This window comes from Massilia antarctica, assembly GCF_015689335.1.
GTDB lineage: Bacteria > Pseudomonadota > Gammaproteobacteria > Burkholderiales > Burkholderiaceae_D > Telluria_A > Telluria_A antarctica.
The window spans coordinates 1,184,435-1,203,050 of record NZ_CP065053.1 but is presented as its reverse complement, the minus strand read 5'-3'; the positions used below and the strand labels follow the sequence as shown (position 1 = coordinate 1,203,050).

Genomic DNA, 18,616 nt, shown 5'->3' with positions numbered 1-18,616 from the left:
CATGCTGGAAAACCTGATCGTGGCCTTGATCGTCGCCGCGGCCGCATGGTACGCGGCCTCGAAATACCTGCCGGCCACCTTGCGGGCCAAATTGTTCGGCAAGAAGAAAGCCGCCGCCGGATGCGGCAGCGGTTGCAGCAGTTGCGGCACTTGCGAGGATGCGCCGGCGCCGCGCATTGATGCGGGCGCGCCGCCATCACGGCGCGTGATTCAACTTCACCTGAAGTAAACCGGCTCCAGTGCTTCCGCGGCCGGCGCGACCCGCCGCCGGCTCGCCGCGGCTGGACGTTTAGTTCGGCGCACTCAAATCGATCGGCGTCACATAGCCGTATTTTCCCGGCACCACATCGTAGGTATGCCGGTACGACGGGTAACCCTTTACCTTGATCGTCAATTCATACCGGCCTTCGTTCAAGCCGACAAACGAAAAAAACGATTTAAAACTGTAATCCTGGCCTGCCATGTTCGCTTCCAGGGTGCGGTCCCTTGCGTCCGCGCTGGGCGCGATCTCGCGCCGGTCGGTGCCGTTGGTGAGCACGATCGACTCGATCTCGATGTCGCGCCGGCCCGCGCGGAAGCTGCCGGCCGGATTGTCGGCCGGGGTGACGTCGGCGCCGATGTAGCCGGACAGGATGCCCTGTGGCGTGAGCTGGAAGGCAAGGTCGGGAATGCCGCCGGGGCCGATGGTCACCTGGGTGCTGGCCGGCGTGGTCTTGAATGCGCGCGCTACCAGGCCCACGTTGTAGGTCCCGGGCGGGAAAGGGCCCAGTTCGCGCCCGCTGTCGCGCGCGCCGAGCGGCCAGACGATGCGTTCGTGCGCCGCATCGAGCGGTGTCAGTATCAGCACCGGCGTCGAGGCCGAAATCTCTTCCGGGCGCGCGTAAGTGAACGTCACGCGCAGATTGCCCTTGCCCGCCGCATGCGCATCGCTGCCGCGCTGGTCGGCCTCCTTGAGCAGCGCCGCGTACTGGGCGAATACCTGGGGCGACGACAGGATGCTGACATGGTCTTCGTCATAGCCGAACACGCGCCGCGCTTCCGATTGCGCGTCCGCCCGCAACTGGCTGGCCAGGGTGATGACGCCGTCATTGCTGGCAGGGCGCAGCAGGCTGTAATGCCCGCCGTGGCCGAAGAACAGGTAATAATCGAGTTCGCGCGGAAGCGGTTTTTGAAACAGCGTCTGCACGAAGCGCCCGCCGGCGCGCACATCGTGCCACGACGGGATGACGGCCGGCGAGTACGCGACGCCCTGGTCGGCGAGGGCGTCGCCACCCCACGGCGCCGACAGGGTGATGAACAATTTCGCGGCCGGGAACTGGTCGCCATAGTCGGCCAGGAAGGAGCGCACCACCAGGCTGCCCATGCTGTGCGCGGTCAGGTAAAGCCGCTCGAAATGGTAGCGCCGCTGCAGATTGCCGAGTTTCCAGTACAGCAGGTAGGACATGGAATCGAGCGAGGAGCCGGATGGGTAATAGAAGATCCATGGCTGGTAGCGGCTGCGGTCCAGATGCTGGAGGAAGTAGGCCCAGTCCTGGGGCGAGCCGGCCGCGCCGTGCACGAACAGGACCGGCGTCTTGCGCGGATCGTATTCTTCCAAAAAGTAGATATTGCCGCCCACTTCCTTGAAAAAATCGACCGGCGCCCAGTAGCCGCGGCGCCCGGCGTCGGCCGAAAACAAGGGGTCGTCCAAGGTGGCGATGGCGCCGACCTGGGTACTGTGCGGTTTGCCCGATGGCCGGGCGCCTACCGCCGTGCCTACCGCCGTGCCTACTGCCGTGCCGACCACGGTTCCAATTGGAATAGCGCTTTGCGCCTTGTCGGACATGACCAGATCAAGATTGACCAGCGAGCCGGTGCCGCTGGCCCGCACCGGCGCCATGCCGTATTCGGCGACCGGTTCGCCGGGGTCCAGGGTCAGGTTGCCGTTGGCGTCGCCGAACGCGAACAGGGCGTACTCGCCCTTTTGCACAATCAGTTCGTAGCCGCCGGCTTCGTGCAGCACGGCGTAGTGCGCGATCTCGATCTTGCCATTGCGCCGCGTGTAGGCGGCGACCACCACCGGCTTATCCCATGCAAGGGCGCTGGAGACGTCGCCCGCCAGCACCGTGGACGAATAAAAGGTCTTGGCTTCTTCCTTGATCCTGGCCAGCGAACATGCGCTCAGGGAGAAACAGAGAAGTGCCAACACCAGCCCGTATCGATTTCGCACGCGACGTCCATTCAAAAACTATGCAAGCCGAATGAACTTGCCTTTACACCATTATAGGTTGCCAGGAAAGGTCTTGCATCGGCCGCCTCATTGCGCCGCCGGCACCACTGGCAGTTCGACCGCGCTTTCCATGCCCGGCGCGTGGAACACCTTGTGCGTGGCCTTGCGGTAGTCGCCCGGCCTGGCGAAGAAAATATTCGGCACGAAGGTTTGCGGATTGCGGTCGTACAGCGGGAACCAGCTCGACTGCACCTGCACCATGATCCGGTGCCCCTTGAGGAACACGTGGTCGGCGTTGGGCAGGGCGAAGCGGTAGCGCTCCACCTTGTTCGGCGTGATCGCCATCGGCTTGTCCAGGCCCGCGCGGTAGCGGCCGCGGAAGATATCCATCGCGATGCCCAGCTGGTAGCCGCCCAGTTCCGGCTGCGACGCCACTTCGTCGGGATAGACGTCGATCAGCTTGACGACCCAGTCGGCGTCGCTGCCGCTGGTGGCGGCGAACAGGTTGACCATCGGCTGGCCGGAAATCTGCAGCGGCGCATCGAGCTTGTCCGACACGTAGGCGAGCACGTCGGGACGGTCCGAGAACGCGCGCTGGTCGCTGGCCAGCCATGGCTTCCACACCGCGCCATCGTGCATGCGCACCGGACGCGCAACGAAGGGCACCGGCTTGGCCGGATCGGATACATAGTCGTCGGCCTGGGCCGCGCCAAGGCTGGCAGCGGCGGCCGGCTTGTCGAAGTCCAGGCGCGCGCCGGCTTTCAGGTAGACCGGTTTCATCACCTCGGTGAGCGGCCACTTGTCCAGGCGCTGCCATTTGTTGGTGCCGGTGCGGTAGGACAGCACCGGCGCCGTGTCGGCCTTGGGTGCGTCGTCGCGCAGGTACTGATTCAGGAAGGGCAGCATCACCTCGCGCCGGAATTCGGCCGCGGTGTCGCCCGTGAAGCGGATCGCGCCAAGGCTGGAGCCGTCGGCATTGACGCCGCTGTGGCGCCACGGGCCGACCACCAGGTGGTTCATGCTGTTGCCGGTGTCGAGCTTTTCGGCGGCGGCATACGCGGCGTAGGGGCCGTAGATATCTTCCTGGTCCCAGCGCCCCACCACGTGCATGGTGGGCACCTTGAGCGGGCGCGCGCCGAGGATGCGGTCGAGCGCCTGGTGCTGCCAGTAGCTGTCGTAGGCTGGATGCTCGAAGAGCTTCCTGGTGAAGGTGAGCTGGTCGACGCCGAAGCGTTTGGCGTAGTCGGACGCGGAACCGGCGCGCAGCGCGAATTCGTAGTCGTCGTACACGCCGGTGGCCAGGCCCGGCCCGTTGCCGCGCGTGGCCGTCTGGCCGGCGATGTAGGACAGGTTGGTGACGCGGAAGGCGCCGTTGTGGAACCAGTCGTCGCCGCGCCAGCCATCGACCATGGCGCTCATCGGCACCGCAGCCTTGAGCGCCGGATGCGGATCGGTCAGCGCCATGAGTACCGTGAAGCCTTCGTACGACGAGCCGACCATGCCGACCTTGCCGTTACTTTCCGGGATATTCTTGACCAGCCAGTCGATCGTGTCCCAGGCGTCGGTCGCATGGTCGACCGCGCTGTCGTTGAGCGGGCCGCGCAGGGGGCGCGTCATGACGTAGTCGCCTTCCGATCCATACTTGCCGCGCACATCCTGGTACACGCGGATGTAGCCGTTGGCGACATAGGCGTCGTCGCCCTCGGCGAGCATGGACGCCATGTGCGGGCTGACATTGCGCTCGGTGCGTTTGGCCGCGTTGTACGGCGTGCGCGAAAGGACCATCGGCGCGCGCGCGGCACCCTTGGGAATCACGATCACGGTGTGCAGCTTGATCCCGTCGCGCATCGGAATCATCACGATGCGCTTGACGTAATCGGCGCCGTTATCGGGCTGGACGAATTCGGTGGCGCCGATATCGGGCGTCATCGGGGCGGTCTGGGCGGCGGCCAGCGCCGGCACGGACAGGAGCAACAGGGATAGGGCGGACAGGCGGATAGTGCGGTGGCGCGGCATTCATGTCTCCAGGGTAGTCTGATCGTCAATGCGATCTTTATTGCAATATTGCTTGATAGTACCCAATGAAACAAGTGTATGCAATTCGCATGGAGCGACATGTGCAGGGAATGGAAAATTCACCGTGATTGTGACAAACCGCGCTTTTTTAGCGGGAAAATCCGTGTATCCTCGTCGTCCCGCGCTGGCCTTACCCTTGCCGCTGGCGCAGCCGATCGGCGTCGTCCAAGCCGGGCAAACGGTTCAGGACGGGTTGCCGGTCAAGGCAGCGGATGAAACGACTCGGCCTGGGCAATCGGCCAGTACAGCCCGAAAACCGGCGGCAGGCGTTCGAGCTGGTCCGGGTCGAGCAGTTCGCCCTCGGTCAGGTAAGGCAGCAGCGTCGAGACCTGCTTGACCTGGTTGGGCGAGACGCGCCGCACCAGGTGGTGCGGGTTGAGCTGGTTGGGGTGGGTCAGCCCGGCGGCGGCGATCAGCTGCGCCAGCGCCTTCATCGTATTCTGGTGGAAGTTGGCCACGCGCGCGGTCTTGTCGGGCACATCGAGCGCCTTCTGGCGCTGCTCGTCCTGGGTCGCCACGCCGGTCGGGCAGCGGTCGGTGTGGCAGCTTTGCGACTGCACGCAGCCGAGCGCGAACATGAAGCCGCGCGCCGAATTGCACCAGTCCGCGCCCAGCGCGATGGTGCGCGCGATGTCGAAGGCGGTGATGATCTTGCCCGAGGCGCCGATCTTGATCTTCTCGCGCAGGCGCGCGCCGACCAGGGTGTTATGCACCAGCAGCAGCGCTTCCTGCAGCGGCGTGCCGACATGGTCCGAGAATTCGACGGGTGCGGCGCCGGTGCCGCCCTCGCCGCCGTCGACCACGATAAAGTCGGGCAGGATGCCGGTCGCCAGCATGGCCTTGACGATGCCGAAGAACTCCCACGGGTGGCCGATGGCCAGCTTGAAGCCGGTCGGCTTGCCGCCCGAGAGCGTGCGCAGGCGCTCGATAAAGTGCAGCATCTCGATGGGCGTCGAAAAGGCCGAATGGCTGGCCGGCGACAGGCAATCCACGCCCACGGTGACGCCGCGCGCGGCGGCGATTTCGATTGACACCTTGGCGCCCGGCAGAATGCCGCCCTGGCCCGGCTTGGCGCCCTGCGACATTTTAAGTTCGATCATCTTCACCTGCGGCTGTGTGGCGTTGGCGACGAAGTTCGCTTCCGAAAAGCTGCCGTCCGGGTTGCGGCAGCCGAAGTAGCCGGAGCCGATCTCCCATACCAGGTCGCCGCCGTTCTGGCGGTGGTAGCGGCTGATGCTGCCCTCGCCGGTGTCGTGCATGAAGCCCCCCAGCCGCGCGCCGCCATTGAGCGCCAGGATCGCGTTGGCCGACAGCGAACCGAAACTCATCGCCGAGATATTGAAGACGCTGGCGCTGTAGGGCTGGGCGCGCGGGCACGATGGGTGGTTGCCGATCTCGATGCGGAAGTTGTAGTCGCCCATCGGCGCCGGCGCCATGGAGTGGTTGATCCATTCGTAGCCCGGCTCATAGACATCGAGCTGGGTGCCGAAGGGACGTTTGTCGGTTTCCATCTTGGCGCGCTGGTAGACGATGCTGCGCTGGTTGCGCGAGAACGGCTTGGCGTCGGTGTCGTCTTCGAGGAAGTACTGGCGGATCTCGGGGCGGATCGACTCGAAGAAAAAACGGAAGTGCGCCAGGATCGGGTAATTGCGGCGCAGCGCGCGCCGGGTCTGGGTCAGGTCGGCGATGCCGACCGCACCGAGGGCTCCGCTGAGGATCACCAGCCACCATCCGGGGCCTGTGCCGCCCAGCGCGAGCGCGCCCGACCAGGCAAAGACGATCAGCGAGATCAGGAACGGCAGGTAGCGCGGCGAGGCGAAACTCATTGGTGACTCCATGGTCAATAGGCAGCAACAATGCTAAGCTAGCGCCGATTCCATACCGGCGAAAGAACCCAATGATCATTGTCCACCATTTGAATAATTCGCGCTCCCAGCGTATTTTGTGGCTGCTGGAAGAATTGGGACTGGAATACGAGATCAAGAAGTACCAGCGCGACCCCAAGACCATGCTGGCGCCGCCCGAGCTGCGCGCGGTGCACCCGCTGGGAAAGTCGCCCGTGATTACCGATGGCGCCAACACGGTGGCCGAATCGGGCGCCATCATCGAGTATCTGCTCGAACGCTATGGCAACGGCAGGTTCGTGCCGGCCGCCGGCACGCCGGACAAGCTGCGCTACACCTACTTCATGCACTACGCCGAAGGCTCGGCCATGACGCCGCTCTTGATGAAGCTCGTGTTCGACCGCGTCGAAACGAGCCCGATGCCGTTCTTCGCCAAGCCGATCGCGCGCGGCATCGCGCAAAAGGTCAAGAGCACCTTCATCCTGCCGCAGATCGCGCAGCATCTGGCCTACCTTGAAGCCGAACTGGCCAAGTCAAGCTGGTTCGCCGGCCAGGAGTTCAGCGGCGCCGACATCCAGATCAGCTTCGTGCTGGAGGCGGGGGCCGCGCGCGGCGGGCTGGGCGACAAGTATCCCCGGCTGCTGGACTTTTTGAACCGCATCCACGCGCGTCCGGCCTACCAGCGCGCGCTCGAGCGCGGCGGCCTGTACGAACTGCTGAAATAAGGCCGTGGGCAAGCTGCTTGCGATCGACGGACTCAATATCGTGCGGCGCGTGTACGAGGCCAGTCCGGAACCCGATTCGGCCGAGAAGGCCGATATCGCGCTGCGCCACGCCCTGTCGTCGTTCCGCAAGCTGCTCGCCACGCACGCGCCGTCCCACGTGCTGGCGGCGTTCGACTTTGGCGGCCTCACCTGGCGCCACGCGCTGTATCCGCGCTACCGCGAGCAGCGCGCGCCGATGCCATCCTTCCTGCGCGACGCGCTTCCCGGGTTTCATGCGAAGCTGGCGGGCGAGGGACTGCACGTGCTCATGCTGCCCGGGGTCGAAGCGGACGACGTGATCGGCACCGGGGTGCTGCGCTGGCTGGCCGAAGGGCGCGGCGACGCCATCGTGGCCAGCACCGACAAGGACTTGCACGGCCTGATTGCGCAAGGGGCGCTGGTGTGGGACCATTTCAAGGGCGAGTGGCACGACGATGCCTGGGTGCGCAAGAAATTCGGCGTCGCGCCCGAGCTGCTGGTCGACCTGCTGGCGCTGATGGGCGACGTGACCGACGGCGTGCCGGGCGTGTCCAAGGTCGGCATGAAGACCGCGGCCAAGCTGCTCAACGCCTACGGTAACCTGGACGCGGTGATGGCCGGCGCCGGCATCCTCAAGACCCCGGTCGGCGAACGCCTGCGCGCCGAACGCGATGTCTTGTATCTGTCGCGCCAGCTGGTGCAGCTCAAGACCGACGTGCGCCTGGGCGTGACCTGGAACATGCTGGCATTCGATACGTTCTGACGAAAAGGAAAAGACGCGATGTTAAGAGCAGTGATCGTCGATGGAAATGCGATTTCGCGGGGCTTGTTGAACAGCGTGTTGACCGAAGGTGGCTACAACGTGGTCGGCGACACGCACACGGGCCTGAAAGGCTATCTGATGGTGCAGAAGCACCATCCGCAGATCGTCTGCGTGGCGCTCGAACAGGTCGAGGATGGCGGCGAGATCGTCGAACAGATCCGCGCGCACTTTCCGAAGACCTTGATCTTCATGGTCTCCGGCACGCTCGACGCGCCCACCGTGCAGGCGGCCGTGGCGCGCGGGGTGCACGGGTTTATCGTCAAGCCGTTCAAGGCCGATGCGGTGCTCAACACCATCAGGAACACGGTGATCGCCGTGATCAGAAAACAGAAAGCCACCTAGCCTGAATTTTGCATAAAAAAGGGCAAGAATGCCGTAAGTGATTGATAGAATGGGAGTTATCTAGAAACCTACCCTGTCAACAAAAACGCCACCTTGCCCGACATGAATTCTACCCCAGAGCAGCTCCGTTTTGCATCCATTCCCGCGCACAGCGTCCGCGCCGATTTCGCCGGTGGGGGTTTGTCGTCCGATCTCGGTCCAGTTTTGCTGCGCGGAGTCGACCTCCAGATTGGCTTGACCAAGCGCCTCGCTGCGGCCTTGCCTGACCGCCGTCATCAGAGTTACGTCAGCCATTCGTATCACGATCTTCTGACACAGCGCATCTACCAGATCGGCTGCGGTTACGAAGACGGCAATGACGCGAACAGCCTGCGCCACGACCCGATGTTCAAACTTGGCGCGGCCCGTTTGCCGTTCGACGACGAGGCCGCGCTGGCGTCCGGGGCGACGATCTCGCGCTTCGAACATGCGGCCAGTCGCCAGGACATCTACCGCGTCAGCGAAGCGCTCGTGGAACAGTTCATCGCCAGCTTTTCCAGCCCGCCAAAGAGCTTGATTCTCGACCTGGATCACTCCGAGGATGCGTGCTACGGCCAGCAGCCGCTGGCGTTCTACAACCACCACTATGGTTCGACCTGCTACTTGCCGCTGATGATTTTCGACGGCCAGTCGGGCGGCTTGATCGCGGCGGTGCTGCGGCCCGGAAGGCGACCATTTGGCGAAGAGAACGCGATGATCATGCGGCGCGTTCTGACGCGGATTCGTCAGCACTTCCCCGCTACTCATATTCTCGTACGTGGCGACGGACATTTTAGCGGGCCTGAATTAATGAGCCTGATCGACAGCATGTCGAACGTGGACTTCATTTTTGGTTTCGCCTGCAACCCCAAGCTCCTTGCGATGGCCGAGCCGACCAGACTTCGCGCCATTGACCGGTGGGTGGCTGCACAATCGCAGGACGTGGTGCCCAATGCGGTGCGTCTGTTCGACGAATTTGCTTACCAGGCGCGTTCTTGGCCGAGAGCCTGGCGCGTGTTGCTCAAGGCCGAGGTCATGGCCCTTGGCGAGAACACGCGCTTCATCGTCACCTCGCTGCCAGGACTCGATGCCGGCATGTTGTACGAGGATATCTATTGCGCGCGCGGTCAGGCCGAAAACTATATCAAGCATCTCAAGGATGACCTCGCCGCCGACCGTACCTCCTGCACCAGCTTTCTCGCCAATTGCATGCGCCTGTTGCTGCACGCGGCGGCCTACATCCTGCACCAGCAACTGCGCACCGAAGGGCTGCGGCATACCGCGCTGTCGCAGGCGCAGCCATCAACGGTCATTTCCAAACTGTTCAAAATCGCCGTGCAGGTCAGGCAGTGCAAGAACAAGATCGTTCTACATTTACCAAGTGCCTGTCCAGTCAGAGATCTGCTGCAGACGTTGACCGAAAGACTGTATTTGGCAACGCCCGCCAAGTCCTTGAACTCGTCCTGAGTAAGACACGTCCGGTCTGCCGAGAATTGACCACTCCGTCGCCAACATCAACCTCATACCGCTGCATTTGATATGCCGATTGATCGGGTAGGCGGGCTATTGCCCGCGACATCGTGATCGTCACCGAGAAGCTCATGGATCGCCGAACCGGCACTGCGGCAGCAGTTTATGAAACATTCAGGCTAGGACGCACTGACTGGCGCAGTTCCACCACTGGGCGGCAGGGCGACGTCGCCGCCGCCGTAACCGGTATGTCGAAAGGCGAACGCCAGGTCAGCGCAACTGGCGTATGCGCATGACCGGCCGGTACGCGCCGTAACCGTACAAGAGCGCCGCCACGGCGCCGAAGGCGAGCGCCAGTAACAGGTCGTCTCCCGGCAAGGTACGCAGCGCGTGCCAGTCGACCATGAACCAGGCCGACAAGCCCAGGCACGCGCCGACCACGGCCAGCTGCAACAGCATGGCCTTTAACTTGTCGCGCTTCGAATACCGGTCCGGCGGGAATGCCGTCACCTTGCCGTTGACGGCGGCCTGGCGAAAATACTTCCAGCCGCCGGCATCGGCCGCGCGTTCCCAGCCCGCTTGCGTGAACGCTTCCCAGTATTGCTCCGGTTCGTCCACGTTGTCGCCGCAATCGAGCCGGTACACCACATCGGCCGGCGCGCCCTTGTTGAACTTCCAGAACGAGAGCACATTCACACTAGCCAGATGCAAGCCTTGCTGCGCCATCCGGCGCAGCCACAGCTCCTGCTCCTGCTCGCGGGCCGCCCGGAACCACTTGAAGAGCCGGACCTGCGCGCCCACTCAGGCGGCCGTGGAGGTATCGATCATGCCGCCGCCCAGGCACACGTCGCCGTCGTACAGCACGGCCGACTGCCCCGGCGTGACCGCCCACTGGGGATCGCTGAAACCCAGGGCGAAATTGCCCATGCCGTCGGGCGTGAGCACGCACGGCACGTCGGCCTGGCGGTAGCGCGTCTTGGCCGACATGGCGCCCGCTGCGGGCGGCGTACCGGCCACCCAGCTGGCCTGGTCGGCGCGCAGGGCGCTCGACAACAGCCACGGATGGTCATGCCCCTGCACGATGTACAGGGTGTTGTTCTCGATATCCTTGCGCGCCACGTACCAGGCGTCGCTTGATCCATCGTCGTTCTTGTACCTCTTCATGCCGCCCACGCCGATGCCCTTGCGCTGGCCCAGGGTGTAGAACGACAGCCCCACATGCTCGCCCACCACGGTGCCGTCGTCGGTTTTCATCGGCCCCGGCTTGTACGACAGATAGCGGTTGAGGAAATCGCGGAACGGGCGCTCGCCGATGAAGCAGATGCCGGTCGAATCCTTCTTGGCGGCGTTGGGCAGCGCCAGCTTTTCGGCGATCTTGCGCACTTCGGTCTTGGGGATTTCGCCGAGCGGGAACAGGGTGCGCGACAACTGGGCCTGGTTCAGGCGGTGCAGGAAGTAGCTCTGGTCCTTGGTATGGTCGAACGCCTTGAGCAGCTCGAAGCTGGCGCCGTTCTGGCGCACGCGCGCATAGTGCCCGGTGGCGATCAGGTCCGCGCCCAGGTGCATCGCATGGTCGAGGAAAGCCTTGAACTTGATCTCGGCATTGCACAGCACATCCGGATTCGGGGTGCGCCCGGCCTGGTATTCGCGCAGGAAGTCGGCGAACACGCGGTCCTTGTATTCGGCCGCGAAATTGACCGCTTCGATGTCCACGCCCACCACGTCGGCCACGCTGGCCGCGTCGATCCAGTCCTGGCGCGTGGAGCAGTATTCGGAATCGTCGTCGTCTTCCCAGTTTTTCATGAACAGGCCGACCACGTCGTAGCCCTGTTCCTTGAGCATCCACGCCGCGACCGAGGAGTCGACGCCGCCCGACATGCCGATCACGACTTTCTGCTTTTTCCCTGCGTTCGTCATTGCATTACATCCGTCTTAGGTTAATCCACCCTCGAACACCGAGGCGTGGGTGTGCAGCATTTCCAGGGGCATGCGCCGGCCGCCCAGGTAGTCGTCCACGCACTGCAGCATCAACGGGCTGCGGTGGCGCTCCTGGCAGGCCGCCATTTCGTCGCGCGTCATCCACAAGGTGCGGATGATGCCGTCGTCGAGCGGCAGGTCATGCTCGGCGCCGGCCTCGCCGCAAAAGGTGAAGCGCAGGTAGGTCACGTCGGTGCCGCGCCGCGTGGAGGTGTAGCGCGACATGTACACGCCCACCAGCGCCTGCGGCGTGAAGTCGTACGCCGTCTCTTCCAGCACCTCGCGCACCACCGCCTGGGCCAGCGTTTCGAGCGGGTCGAGGTGGCCCGCCGGCTGGTTCAGGCGGACACCTTCGCTGGTCTCTTCTTCAATCAGGAGGAACTTGCCATCACGCTCGATGATGGCGGCAACGGTAACGGAGGGTTTCCAGATATGCGGCATGCGTGTCCTTCAAAATGAGCCGCCATTTTACCTTCATGCAGCATCGCTTGCCGGTCCGGCATCGAACACAAGCCCAAATCGGGAAACAAGGTATTGATCTGATACAAGAAAACGGTGGATTTCGCGCAGTGCGCAGTGCAACCGGTTTGGAGGTGGAAGAGTTCGTCTAGAAAAAACGGATGGTCGTGCCATTTTGAGGTTTCCGTGTACTATCGTGGACAGTTTATTAATTCTATGGAGGCGTCATGAGAATAGGCATACCGGCCGAAACGCGGTCGGGTGAAACCCGTGTTGCTGCAACACCCGAGACGGTCAAGAAGCTCGCCGCCAAGCACCAGATCGTGGTCCAGGCGGGGGCCGGCCTGATGGCTTCCGTCACCGATGAAGCGTACGCCGCGGCCGGCGCCACGATCGGGACGGCGCAAGATGCTTTCGGCTGCGACGTGGTGCTCAAGGTACGCGCGCCGAACGCCGACGAACGCGCGTTCATGAAAGCCGATGCCGTCTTGATCGGCATGCTCAATCCTTTCGATACCGACAATATCGCCGCCATGGCCGGCGCCCGCCTGCGCGCGTTTGCGCTCGAAGCGGTACCGCGCATCACGCGCGCCCAGTCGATGGACGTGCTGTCCTCGCAGGCCAACATCGCCGGCTACAAGGCGGTGATGATGGCGGCGAACACCTACCAGCGCTTCATGCCGATGCTGATGACCGCGGCCGGCACCGTGAAAGCGGCGCGCGTGCTGATCATGGGCGTGGGCGTGGCCGGGCTGCAGGCGATTGCCACCGCCAAGCGCCTGGGCGCCGTGATCGAAGCGTCCGATGTGCGCCCGCCGGTCAAGGAGCAGGTCGAGTCGCTCGGCGCCAAGTTCATCGACGTGCCCTACCTGACCGAGGAAGAAAAGGAAATCGCCAAGGGTTCGGGCGGCTATGCGCGCTCGATGCCGGCCGACTGGATGCGGCGCCAGGGCGAACTCGTACACGAACGCGCCAAGCTGGCCGACATCATCATCACCACCGCGCTCATTCCGGGGCGCGCCGCGCCGGTGCTCATTTCCGAAGAGACGGTCAAGGCCATGAAGCCCGGTTCCGTGATCGTCGACCTGGCCGTGTCGCAGGGCGGCAACTGCCCGCTGTCGGAACTGAACAAGACCGTCACCAAATACGGTGTGCATATCATCGGCGAGCCTGACCTGGCGACCCTGGTGGCGGCCGATGCCTCGGCCCTGTATGCGCGCAATGTGCTCGATTTCCTCAAGCTGGTCATCGACAAGGACGAGCAGCTGGTGATCGACCGCGAAGACGAGATCCTCAAGGCCACCCTGGTGTGCGCCGACGGCGCGGTGCTGCGCAAATAGCGGCTGGAGCACAGCACGCGCCACAACCATAAAGCAAGTCAGAGGGGGCGGGCCGCGGCTCGCCGTCACATCAACGTAAAGAGGGAGGCAACATGGAAGTCAGTCACACCATCATTAATCTCATCATCTTCGTGCTGGCCATTTACGTCGGCTACCACGTCGTCTGGACCGTCACACCCGCACTGCATACGCCGCTGATGGCGGTCACCAACGCGATTTCGGCGATCATCATCGTCGGCGCCATGCTGGCTGCCGGCCTGACCACGGGGATCGTCGGACAGGTGGCGGGCACCCTGGCGGTGGCGCTGGCGGCGGTCAATGTGTTCGGCGGCTTCCTGGTCACCCAGCGCATGCTCGAAATGTTCCGCAAGAAGGAACCGAAGGCAGCGCCGGCAGCCAAGGCGGGGGATCACGCATGAGCTATATCAGCATGAACCTGGTGACGATGTTCTACCTGATCGCGTCGGTGTGCTTCATCCAGGCGCTCAAGGGCTTGTCCTCGCCGGCCACCGCGCGTACCGGCAACGCCTTCGGCATGAGCGGCATGGCCATTGCCACCGTCACGACCGTGGCGCTGATCTTCAAGCTGCAGGCGCAGGCCGCCACCACGGGAGGCCTGGGCTTCGGCCTGGTGCTGCTCGGCGTGGTGGTCGGTGGCGGCATCGGAGCGTTTGCCGCCAAGAAGGTCGAGATGACCAAGATGCCGGAACTGGTCGCGGCGATGCACTCGCTGATTGGTCTCGCGGCAGTGTGCATCGCGGTGGCCGTGGTGGCCGAACCGTGGGTGTTCCAGATCACCACGGCCGGCGTGGCGCTGCCGTTCGGGAACCGCCTGGAACTGTTCATCGGTACCTTCGTGGGCGCGGTGACCTTCTCCGGTTCCGTGATCGCCTTCGGCAAGCTGTCGGGCAAATACAAGTTCCGCCTGTTCCAGGGCGCGCCGGTCAGCTTCCCCGGCCAGCACATGCTCAACCTGGGCATCGCCATCGCGCTGGTCGCGCTCGGGCTGGTGTTCTGCTTCGCGCCGGGCATCGAACCGGCGTGGACGCCGTTCATCATCATGGCGCTGCTGGCGTTTATCCTGGGCGTGTTGATCATCATTCCGATCGGCGGCGCCGACATGCCGGTGGTGGTGTCGATGTTGAACAGCTATTCCGGCTGGGCGGCGGCGGGCATCGGTTTTTCGCTGAATAACTCGATGCTGATCATCGCCGGCTCCCTGGTCGGTTCGTCCGGCGCGATCCTGTCGTACATCATGTGCAAGGCGATGAACCGCTCGTTCTTCAACGTGATCCTGGGCGGCTTCGGCGGCGATCCGGCGGCCGCCGCTGCCGGCGGCGCGCAGGAACAGCGTCCGGTCAAGTCGGGTTCCGCCGAGGATGCCGCTTTCATCATGAGCAATGCCGAAACCGTGATCATCGTGCCGGGCTACGGCCTGGCGGTGGCGCGCGCCCAGCATTCGCTCAAGGAGCTGGTCGAGAAGCTGACCCACAAGGGCGTGATCGTCAAGTATGCGATCCATCCGGTGGCCGGCCGCATGCCGGGGCACATGAACGTGCTGCTGGCCGAAGCCGAGGTGCCCTACGACCAGGTGTTCGAAATGGAGGACATCAACGGCGAATTCGGGCAGACCGACGTGGTGCTGGTGCTGGGTGCGAACGATGTGGTCAATCCGGCGGCCAAGGATCCCAAGTCGCCGATCGCCGGCATGCCGATCCTGGAGGCGTACAAGGCAAAGAGCATCATCGTCAACAAGCGCTCGATGGCGTCCGGGTATGCCGGCCTGGATAACGATCTGTTCTACCAGGCCAATACCATGATGGTGTTTGGCGACGCCAAGAAGGTGATCGAGGCGATGGTCAAGGCGGTCGACTGATCATCGGCTGTCTCAAGTAAAAAAACGCGCCACCCGATGAGGCTGGCGCGTTTTTTTTCGTCCCGGGCTATTCCACGACGTCTTGCCGGGCACCTGTCGTTTTCAAAAGGCGACTGCACAGATTTTCAGGAGCTAATTGCACAGCGCTGATGACCTGCCGCGGGCTTCCTGGCTGCTGCCGAAGCACGTCGCGCGCTGCTATCTATTTGATGTGCGTCAAAGTAGGCCGACCTACACGTGGGGGTATTGGGGTTTCGCCAGGAGGGTTAATGTTCACTACGCTGACGGTTGACGTCGTCTTAAGCTCGTATGGAACGCGTACGTCACGCCCCCTGAAGTCCTTCGTATTGCGCGTGATAATAGTCAGCTTCTTGACATCGGCTGTTGCCTGAATGATAGCATCCGGTAATCCTATTTTCGGGCCTAGACGGCGGCGCTCGGACATGATGGCTGCTGCGGCCTGCATGATTTCGGGGTCAATCTCGATGATCTCGAATCCGAAGTCCGCCATGAATTCGTCGAAACGCGGCACGTCAGTCACATCGGCTCCACCATACAATTCCATCCAGGTAATCACGCTGATGGCTGGATTGTCCCAGTGCGCTAATTCAGTCAGCGCTTCCGCGTAGCCTTTGCTCCAGTCGATCAGGATATTGGTGTCAAAAAGAACTAGGCCCGCCATTCAGACCTCAGTTCCCGCTGGTATTCCAGTCCGTCCGCTGGGATGTCTGGGCGGTGCGACCAGATACCAGCAACCTTCTTGAGCGCAGCCATACGGCGCGCTCGGCGTGCTTCGATCGTATCTTCCACGACCGTTTCGGTCGTCGCAGTAGTATCAAGAACGTGATGATCGCCGAGTGAGTGTTTCAGGGTTGCCATAGCACACCGCCCTTCTGTGAGTATGAATGTAAGTGTAGCGCATCACTTACTCTTTGTCTCTCCAGCCTTGGCGCTGTGTATGAAAACGATCGCTTACGTACAGGGTCGGTTTCGGATGTACGAAAGATAGACACATGTGTTCTCGGACATGCCGTACGATTAGTAATCCCATTTCGTACGGATTTTTAACACATGTCTCGCACCTTCATTTAGGCAAGGGTCAGCACGGTTGATCAAAACACGGACAACCAGATTCACGAGATCGAGTCGGCTGGCTTTGCCGTTAACAAACGCCTGATTGTGTGCGAGAGCATCAGTGGAAGCGTCGCTGCTGCTGAGCGCCCGCGGTTCGCTCGATTGCTTGATTGCTGGAGCCTGGCGATGTACTGATCGTTACCAAGCAAGACAGGTTGTGCCGCAATGCCGTGGATGTGCGTTTCACGGTAGCGCAACTGGCGGCGGATTCTGTTCGTGTGCATTGCTTAGCGCTCGGCGCTGTGGATCTGACAAGCGCTGCGGGCAAGATGACCATGAGTGTTCTTGGCGCGGTCGCTCAATTCGAACGCGACCTACTGATCGAGCGCACCCAGGCCGGTATCTCGCGCGCACGCGCTGAAGGAACGATCTTGGGTCGTCCGGCAGCGCTGACGAAATTGCAGCAAGTCGACGTAATGGAGCGCCTCGCGGCGGGGGAGTTTGAGTACTTTCCTTATGAAAATGACAATTCCACTTGTCGCATCACAAACACAAGCGGCGCTGAATTTGTCCTATGTTGATAGAGCGCCCTTTAACTCACTGCCCAAGTTGCGTATATTTCTTTTAGGACAGGTTTTTCACGTCGCGCCCCGCCATGCGCATCTGGTTCCTACAACGAATGCTGAAAGGTCACCGACCATGTTTAAGAATCTGACGATCAAGGTACGGCTCATTTTCGTCATCGCGGTGCTCAGCGTGATTTCGCTGCTCATTGGCCTGCTCGGCTTGCGCAACCTGAGCGTGACCAACGAAGCGCTCAAAACGGTGTACGAGGACCGCCTGGTGGCGGTGGGCATGCTGGCCGAAGTGCTGACCGAGATCCAGCAAAACCAGACCGGCCTGTCGAAGGCGGTCAGCGCCGACCCGGCTGGCCTGGGCGCCGTGGCCGACGAAGTCGAACAGCGCGTGAAGACCGTCACGGCGGTGTGGGGCCAATATATGCTGACCTACCTGACCCCCGACGAAAAGATCATCGCGGCCAAGTTTGAAGCGAGCCGGGAAGCGTTCGTGGCGCAGGGGATCAAGCCCACCCTGGCCGCGTTTCGCGCCAAGGACGTGCCGGCCGCGGTCGCCTTGGTGAACGGTGCGCTGTCCAAGACCTTCCAGCCGGTGCGCGACAACATGAATGCGCTGATCAAGTACCAGCTTGGCGTCGGCAAATCCGAGTATGAGCAAGCCACCGCGCGTTTCGAGACGGCGCGCGCGCTTGCCATCGGCCTGATTGTCTTTAGCGCGGCCCTTGGCCTCTTGATCGGCGCGGCGCTCATTCGCGGCATCTCGCGCTCAATCGCCGAGGCGCTGCGCTTTGCCAACAGCATCGCCGGCGGCAATCTGACCGACACCGTCAAGATCGAATCGAACGACGAAATCGGCCAGTTGCTCACGGCGCTGCAAAAGATGAACGACAGCCTGGTCGACGTGGTGCGTCAGGTGCGCCAGGGCACCGATACGATTTCCGTCGCCTCGTCCGAGATCGCGGCCGGCAACCTGGACCTGTCGAGCCGCACCGAGCAACAAGCCAGCTCGCTGGAGGAAACCGCATCGTCGATGGAAGAACTCACATCCACCGTCAAGCAGAGCGCCGACAACGCGCGCGAGGCCAGCACCCTGGCCGCGACGGCGTCGGACGTGGCCACCAAGGGCGGTAACGTGATCGGCAATGTGGTCGATACGATGGGCCGCATCAACGAGGCCAGCAAGAAGATCGTCGACATCATTGGCGTGATCGACGGGATCGCGTTCCAGACCAATATCCTGGCCTTGAATGCGGCGGTGGAAGCGGCGCGCGCGGGCGAGCAGGGACGCGGGTTTGCGGTAGTGGCGAGCGAGGTGCGCAACCTGGCGCAGCGCTCGGCCCAGGCGGCAAAGGAAATCAAGAGCCTGATCGGCAGCTCGGTCGAGCAGGTCGAGGCGGGCGGCAAACTGGTCAACGAGGCGGGCAGCACGATGGACGATATCGTCCAGAGCATCCGCCGGGTGACCGATATCATGGGCGACATCGCGGCGGCCAGCCAGGAGCAGACCCTTGGGATCGAGCAGATCAACCAGGCGGTCGCGCAGATGGACCAGGTGACGCAGCAAAACGCGGCGCTGGTGGAAGAGGCGGCGGCGGCGTCCGAAGCGATGCAGGACCAGGCGCGCCAGCTGGCCGCCGTGGTCAGCGTATTCAAGCTCAATGCCGGCGTGGCGGTGTCGGCGCCGCGCCAGCCGGCGGCACGCGGCACGCCCAAGCCGGCGCTGCGCGCACCGGTGAAAAAGCAGCTGGCCGGCACCGCGCCGGCCGAGGATTGGGAAGAGTTTTAAA

The 18,616-nt window shown here is 63.0% G+C and carries 16 protein-coding genes and 1 pseudogene; 10 read left to right on the top strand and 7 right to left on the bottom strand.

Annotated features, from left to right (window positions below):
• Position 1: 1 nt before the first annotated feature.
• Positions 2-229 carry a hypothetical protein gene (locus tag IV454_RS05450; protein ID WP_206090649.1) on the top strand — a complete coding sequence of 76 codons (228 nt, stop codon included), beginning with the start codon at positions 2-4 and terminating at the stop codon, positions 227-229.
• Positions 230-289: 60 nt separating this feature from the next.
• Here IV454_RS05450 and IV454_RS05445 read toward each other — a convergent pair whose 3' ends face one another.
• The 3 genes from IV454_RS05445 to IV454_RS05435 all read right to left on the bottom strand — a co-directional run bounded on the left by IV454_RS05445 (position 290) and on the right by IV454_RS05435 (position 6,111).
• Positions 290-2,188 carry an esterase/lipase family protein gene (locus IV454_RS05445; protein WP_206090648.1) on the bottom strand — a complete coding sequence of 633 codons (1,899 nt, stop codon included), beginning with the start codon at positions 2,186-2,188 and terminating at the stop codon, positions 290-292.
• Between the two features lie 108 nt (positions 2,189-2,296).
• A complete protein-coding gene (locus IV454_RS05440) occupies positions 2,297-4,225 on the bottom strand; it encodes a CocE/NonD family hydrolase (protein ID WP_206090647.1) in 1,929 nt (642 codons plus the stop codon).
• Positions 4,226-4,485: 260 nt separating this feature from the next.
• Positions 4,486-6,111 (bottom strand): FMN-binding glutamate synthase family protein, encoded by a 1,626-nt coding sequence (locus IV454_RS05435; protein ID WP_206090646.1) that lies wholly within the window; start codon positions 6,109-6,111, stop codon positions 4,486-4,488.
• 71 nt (positions 6,112-6,182) lie between these two features.
• Here IV454_RS05435 and IV454_RS05430 point away from each other — a divergent pair, with 71 nt between their 5' ends.
• The 4 genes from IV454_RS05430 (at position 6,183) to IV454_RS05415 (ending at position 9,522) form a co-directional block, all read left to right on the top strand.
• Positions 6,183-6,854, top strand: a complete 672-nt coding sequence (locus IV454_RS05430) for a glutathione S-transferase (protein WP_206090645.1) — start codon at positions 6,183-6,185, stop codon at positions 6,852-6,854.
• 4 nt (positions 6,855-6,858) lie between these two features.
• Positions 6,859-7,635 (top strand): 5'-3' exonuclease, encoded by a 777-nt coding sequence (locus IV454_RS05425; RefSeq protein WP_206090644.1) that lies wholly within the window; start codon positions 6,859-6,861, stop codon positions 7,633-7,635.
• Positions 7,636-7,653: 18 nt separating this feature from the next.
• Positions 7,654-8,037 (top strand): ANTAR domain-containing response regulator, encoded by a 384-nt coding sequence (locus IV454_RS05420; RefSeq protein ID WP_206090643.1) that lies wholly within the window; start codon positions 7,654-7,656, stop codon positions 8,035-8,037.
• A gap of 102 nt (positions 8,038-8,139) precedes the next feature.
• A complete protein-coding gene (locus tag IV454_RS05415; RefSeq protein WP_206087148.1) occupies positions 8,140-9,522 on the top strand; it encodes an IS1380 family transposase in 1,383 nt (460 codons plus the stop codon).
• A gap of 273 nt (positions 9,523-9,795) precedes the next feature.
• On the opposite strand, the gene IV454_RS05410 is transcribed toward IV454_RS05415, so the two are convergent.
• Genes IV454_RS05410 through IV454_RS05400 form a run of 3 tightly spaced genes read right to left on the bottom strand, consistent with a single transcriptional unit; the run spans position 9,796 to position 11,943 of the window.
• The gene (locus IV454_RS05410) at positions 9,796-10,326 is read right to left on the bottom strand and encodes a DUF2812 domain-containing protein (protein WP_206090642.1); all 531 of its coding nucleotides are present in this window, start codon (positions 10,324-10,326) and stop codon (positions 9,796-9,798) included.
• The gene (gene mnmA / locus IV454_RS05405; protein WP_206090641.1) at positions 10,327-11,442 is read right to left on the bottom strand and encodes a tRNA 2-thiouridine(34) synthase MnmA; all 1,116 of its coding nucleotides are present in this window, start codon (positions 11,440-11,442) and stop codon (positions 10,327-10,329) included.
• A gap of 15 nt (positions 11,443-11,457) precedes the next feature.
• Entirely contained in the window at positions 11,458-11,943 is a 486-nt protein-coding gene (locus tag IV454_RS05400) for an NUDIX hydrolase (protein ID WP_054265006.1), read from the bottom strand.
• A gap of 245 nt (positions 11,944-12,188) precedes the next feature.
• Here IV454_RS05400 and IV454_RS05395 point away from each other — a divergent pair, with 245 nt between their 5' ends.
• The 3 genes from IV454_RS05395 (at position 12,189) to IV454_RS05385 (ending at position 15,177) form a co-directional block, all read left to right on the top strand.
• Positions 12,189-13,301, top strand: coding sequence for a Re/Si-specific NAD(P)(+) transhydrogenase subunit alpha (locus tag IV454_RS05395; protein WP_054265005.1), 1,113 nt, complete (start codon positions 12,189-12,191; stop codon positions 13,299-13,301).
• Between the two features lie 92 nt (positions 13,302-13,393).
• Entirely contained in the window at positions 13,394-13,720 is a 327-nt protein-coding gene (locus tag IV454_RS05390) for a proton-translocating transhydrogenase family protein (RefSeq protein WP_054265004.1), read from the top strand.
• Positions 13,717-15,177 (top strand): NAD(P)(+) transhydrogenase (Re/Si-specific) subunit beta, encoded by a 1,461-nt coding sequence (locus tag IV454_RS05385; protein WP_206090640.1) that lies wholly within the window; start codon positions 13,717-13,719, stop codon positions 15,175-15,177. Before IV454_RS05390 ends, IV454_RS05385 begins: the two co-directional genes overlap by 4 nt.
• A gap of 202 nt (positions 15,178-15,379) precedes the next feature.
• Here IV454_RS05385 and IV454_RS05380 read toward each other — a convergent pair whose 3' ends face one another.
• Positions 15,380-15,859, bottom strand: a complete 480-nt coding sequence (locus IV454_RS05380; protein WP_206090639.1) for a PIN domain-containing protein — start codon at positions 15,857-15,859, stop codon at positions 15,380-15,382.
• 449 nt (positions 15,860-16,308) lie between these two features.
• Between IV454_RS05380 and IV454_RS05375 the strand changes: the two are divergent.
• Positions 16,309-16,748: pseudogene (locus IV454_RS05375) on the top strand (recombinase family protein); the annotation flags it as partial.
• 202 nt (positions 16,749-16,950) lie between these two features.
• On the top strand, positions 16,951-18,615 hold the full coding sequence (locus IV454_RS33305; protein ID WP_206090638.1) for a methyl-accepting chemotaxis protein: 1,665 nt from the start codon (positions 16,951-16,953) through the stop codon (positions 18,613-18,615).
• Position 18,616 lies beyond the last annotated feature (1 nt).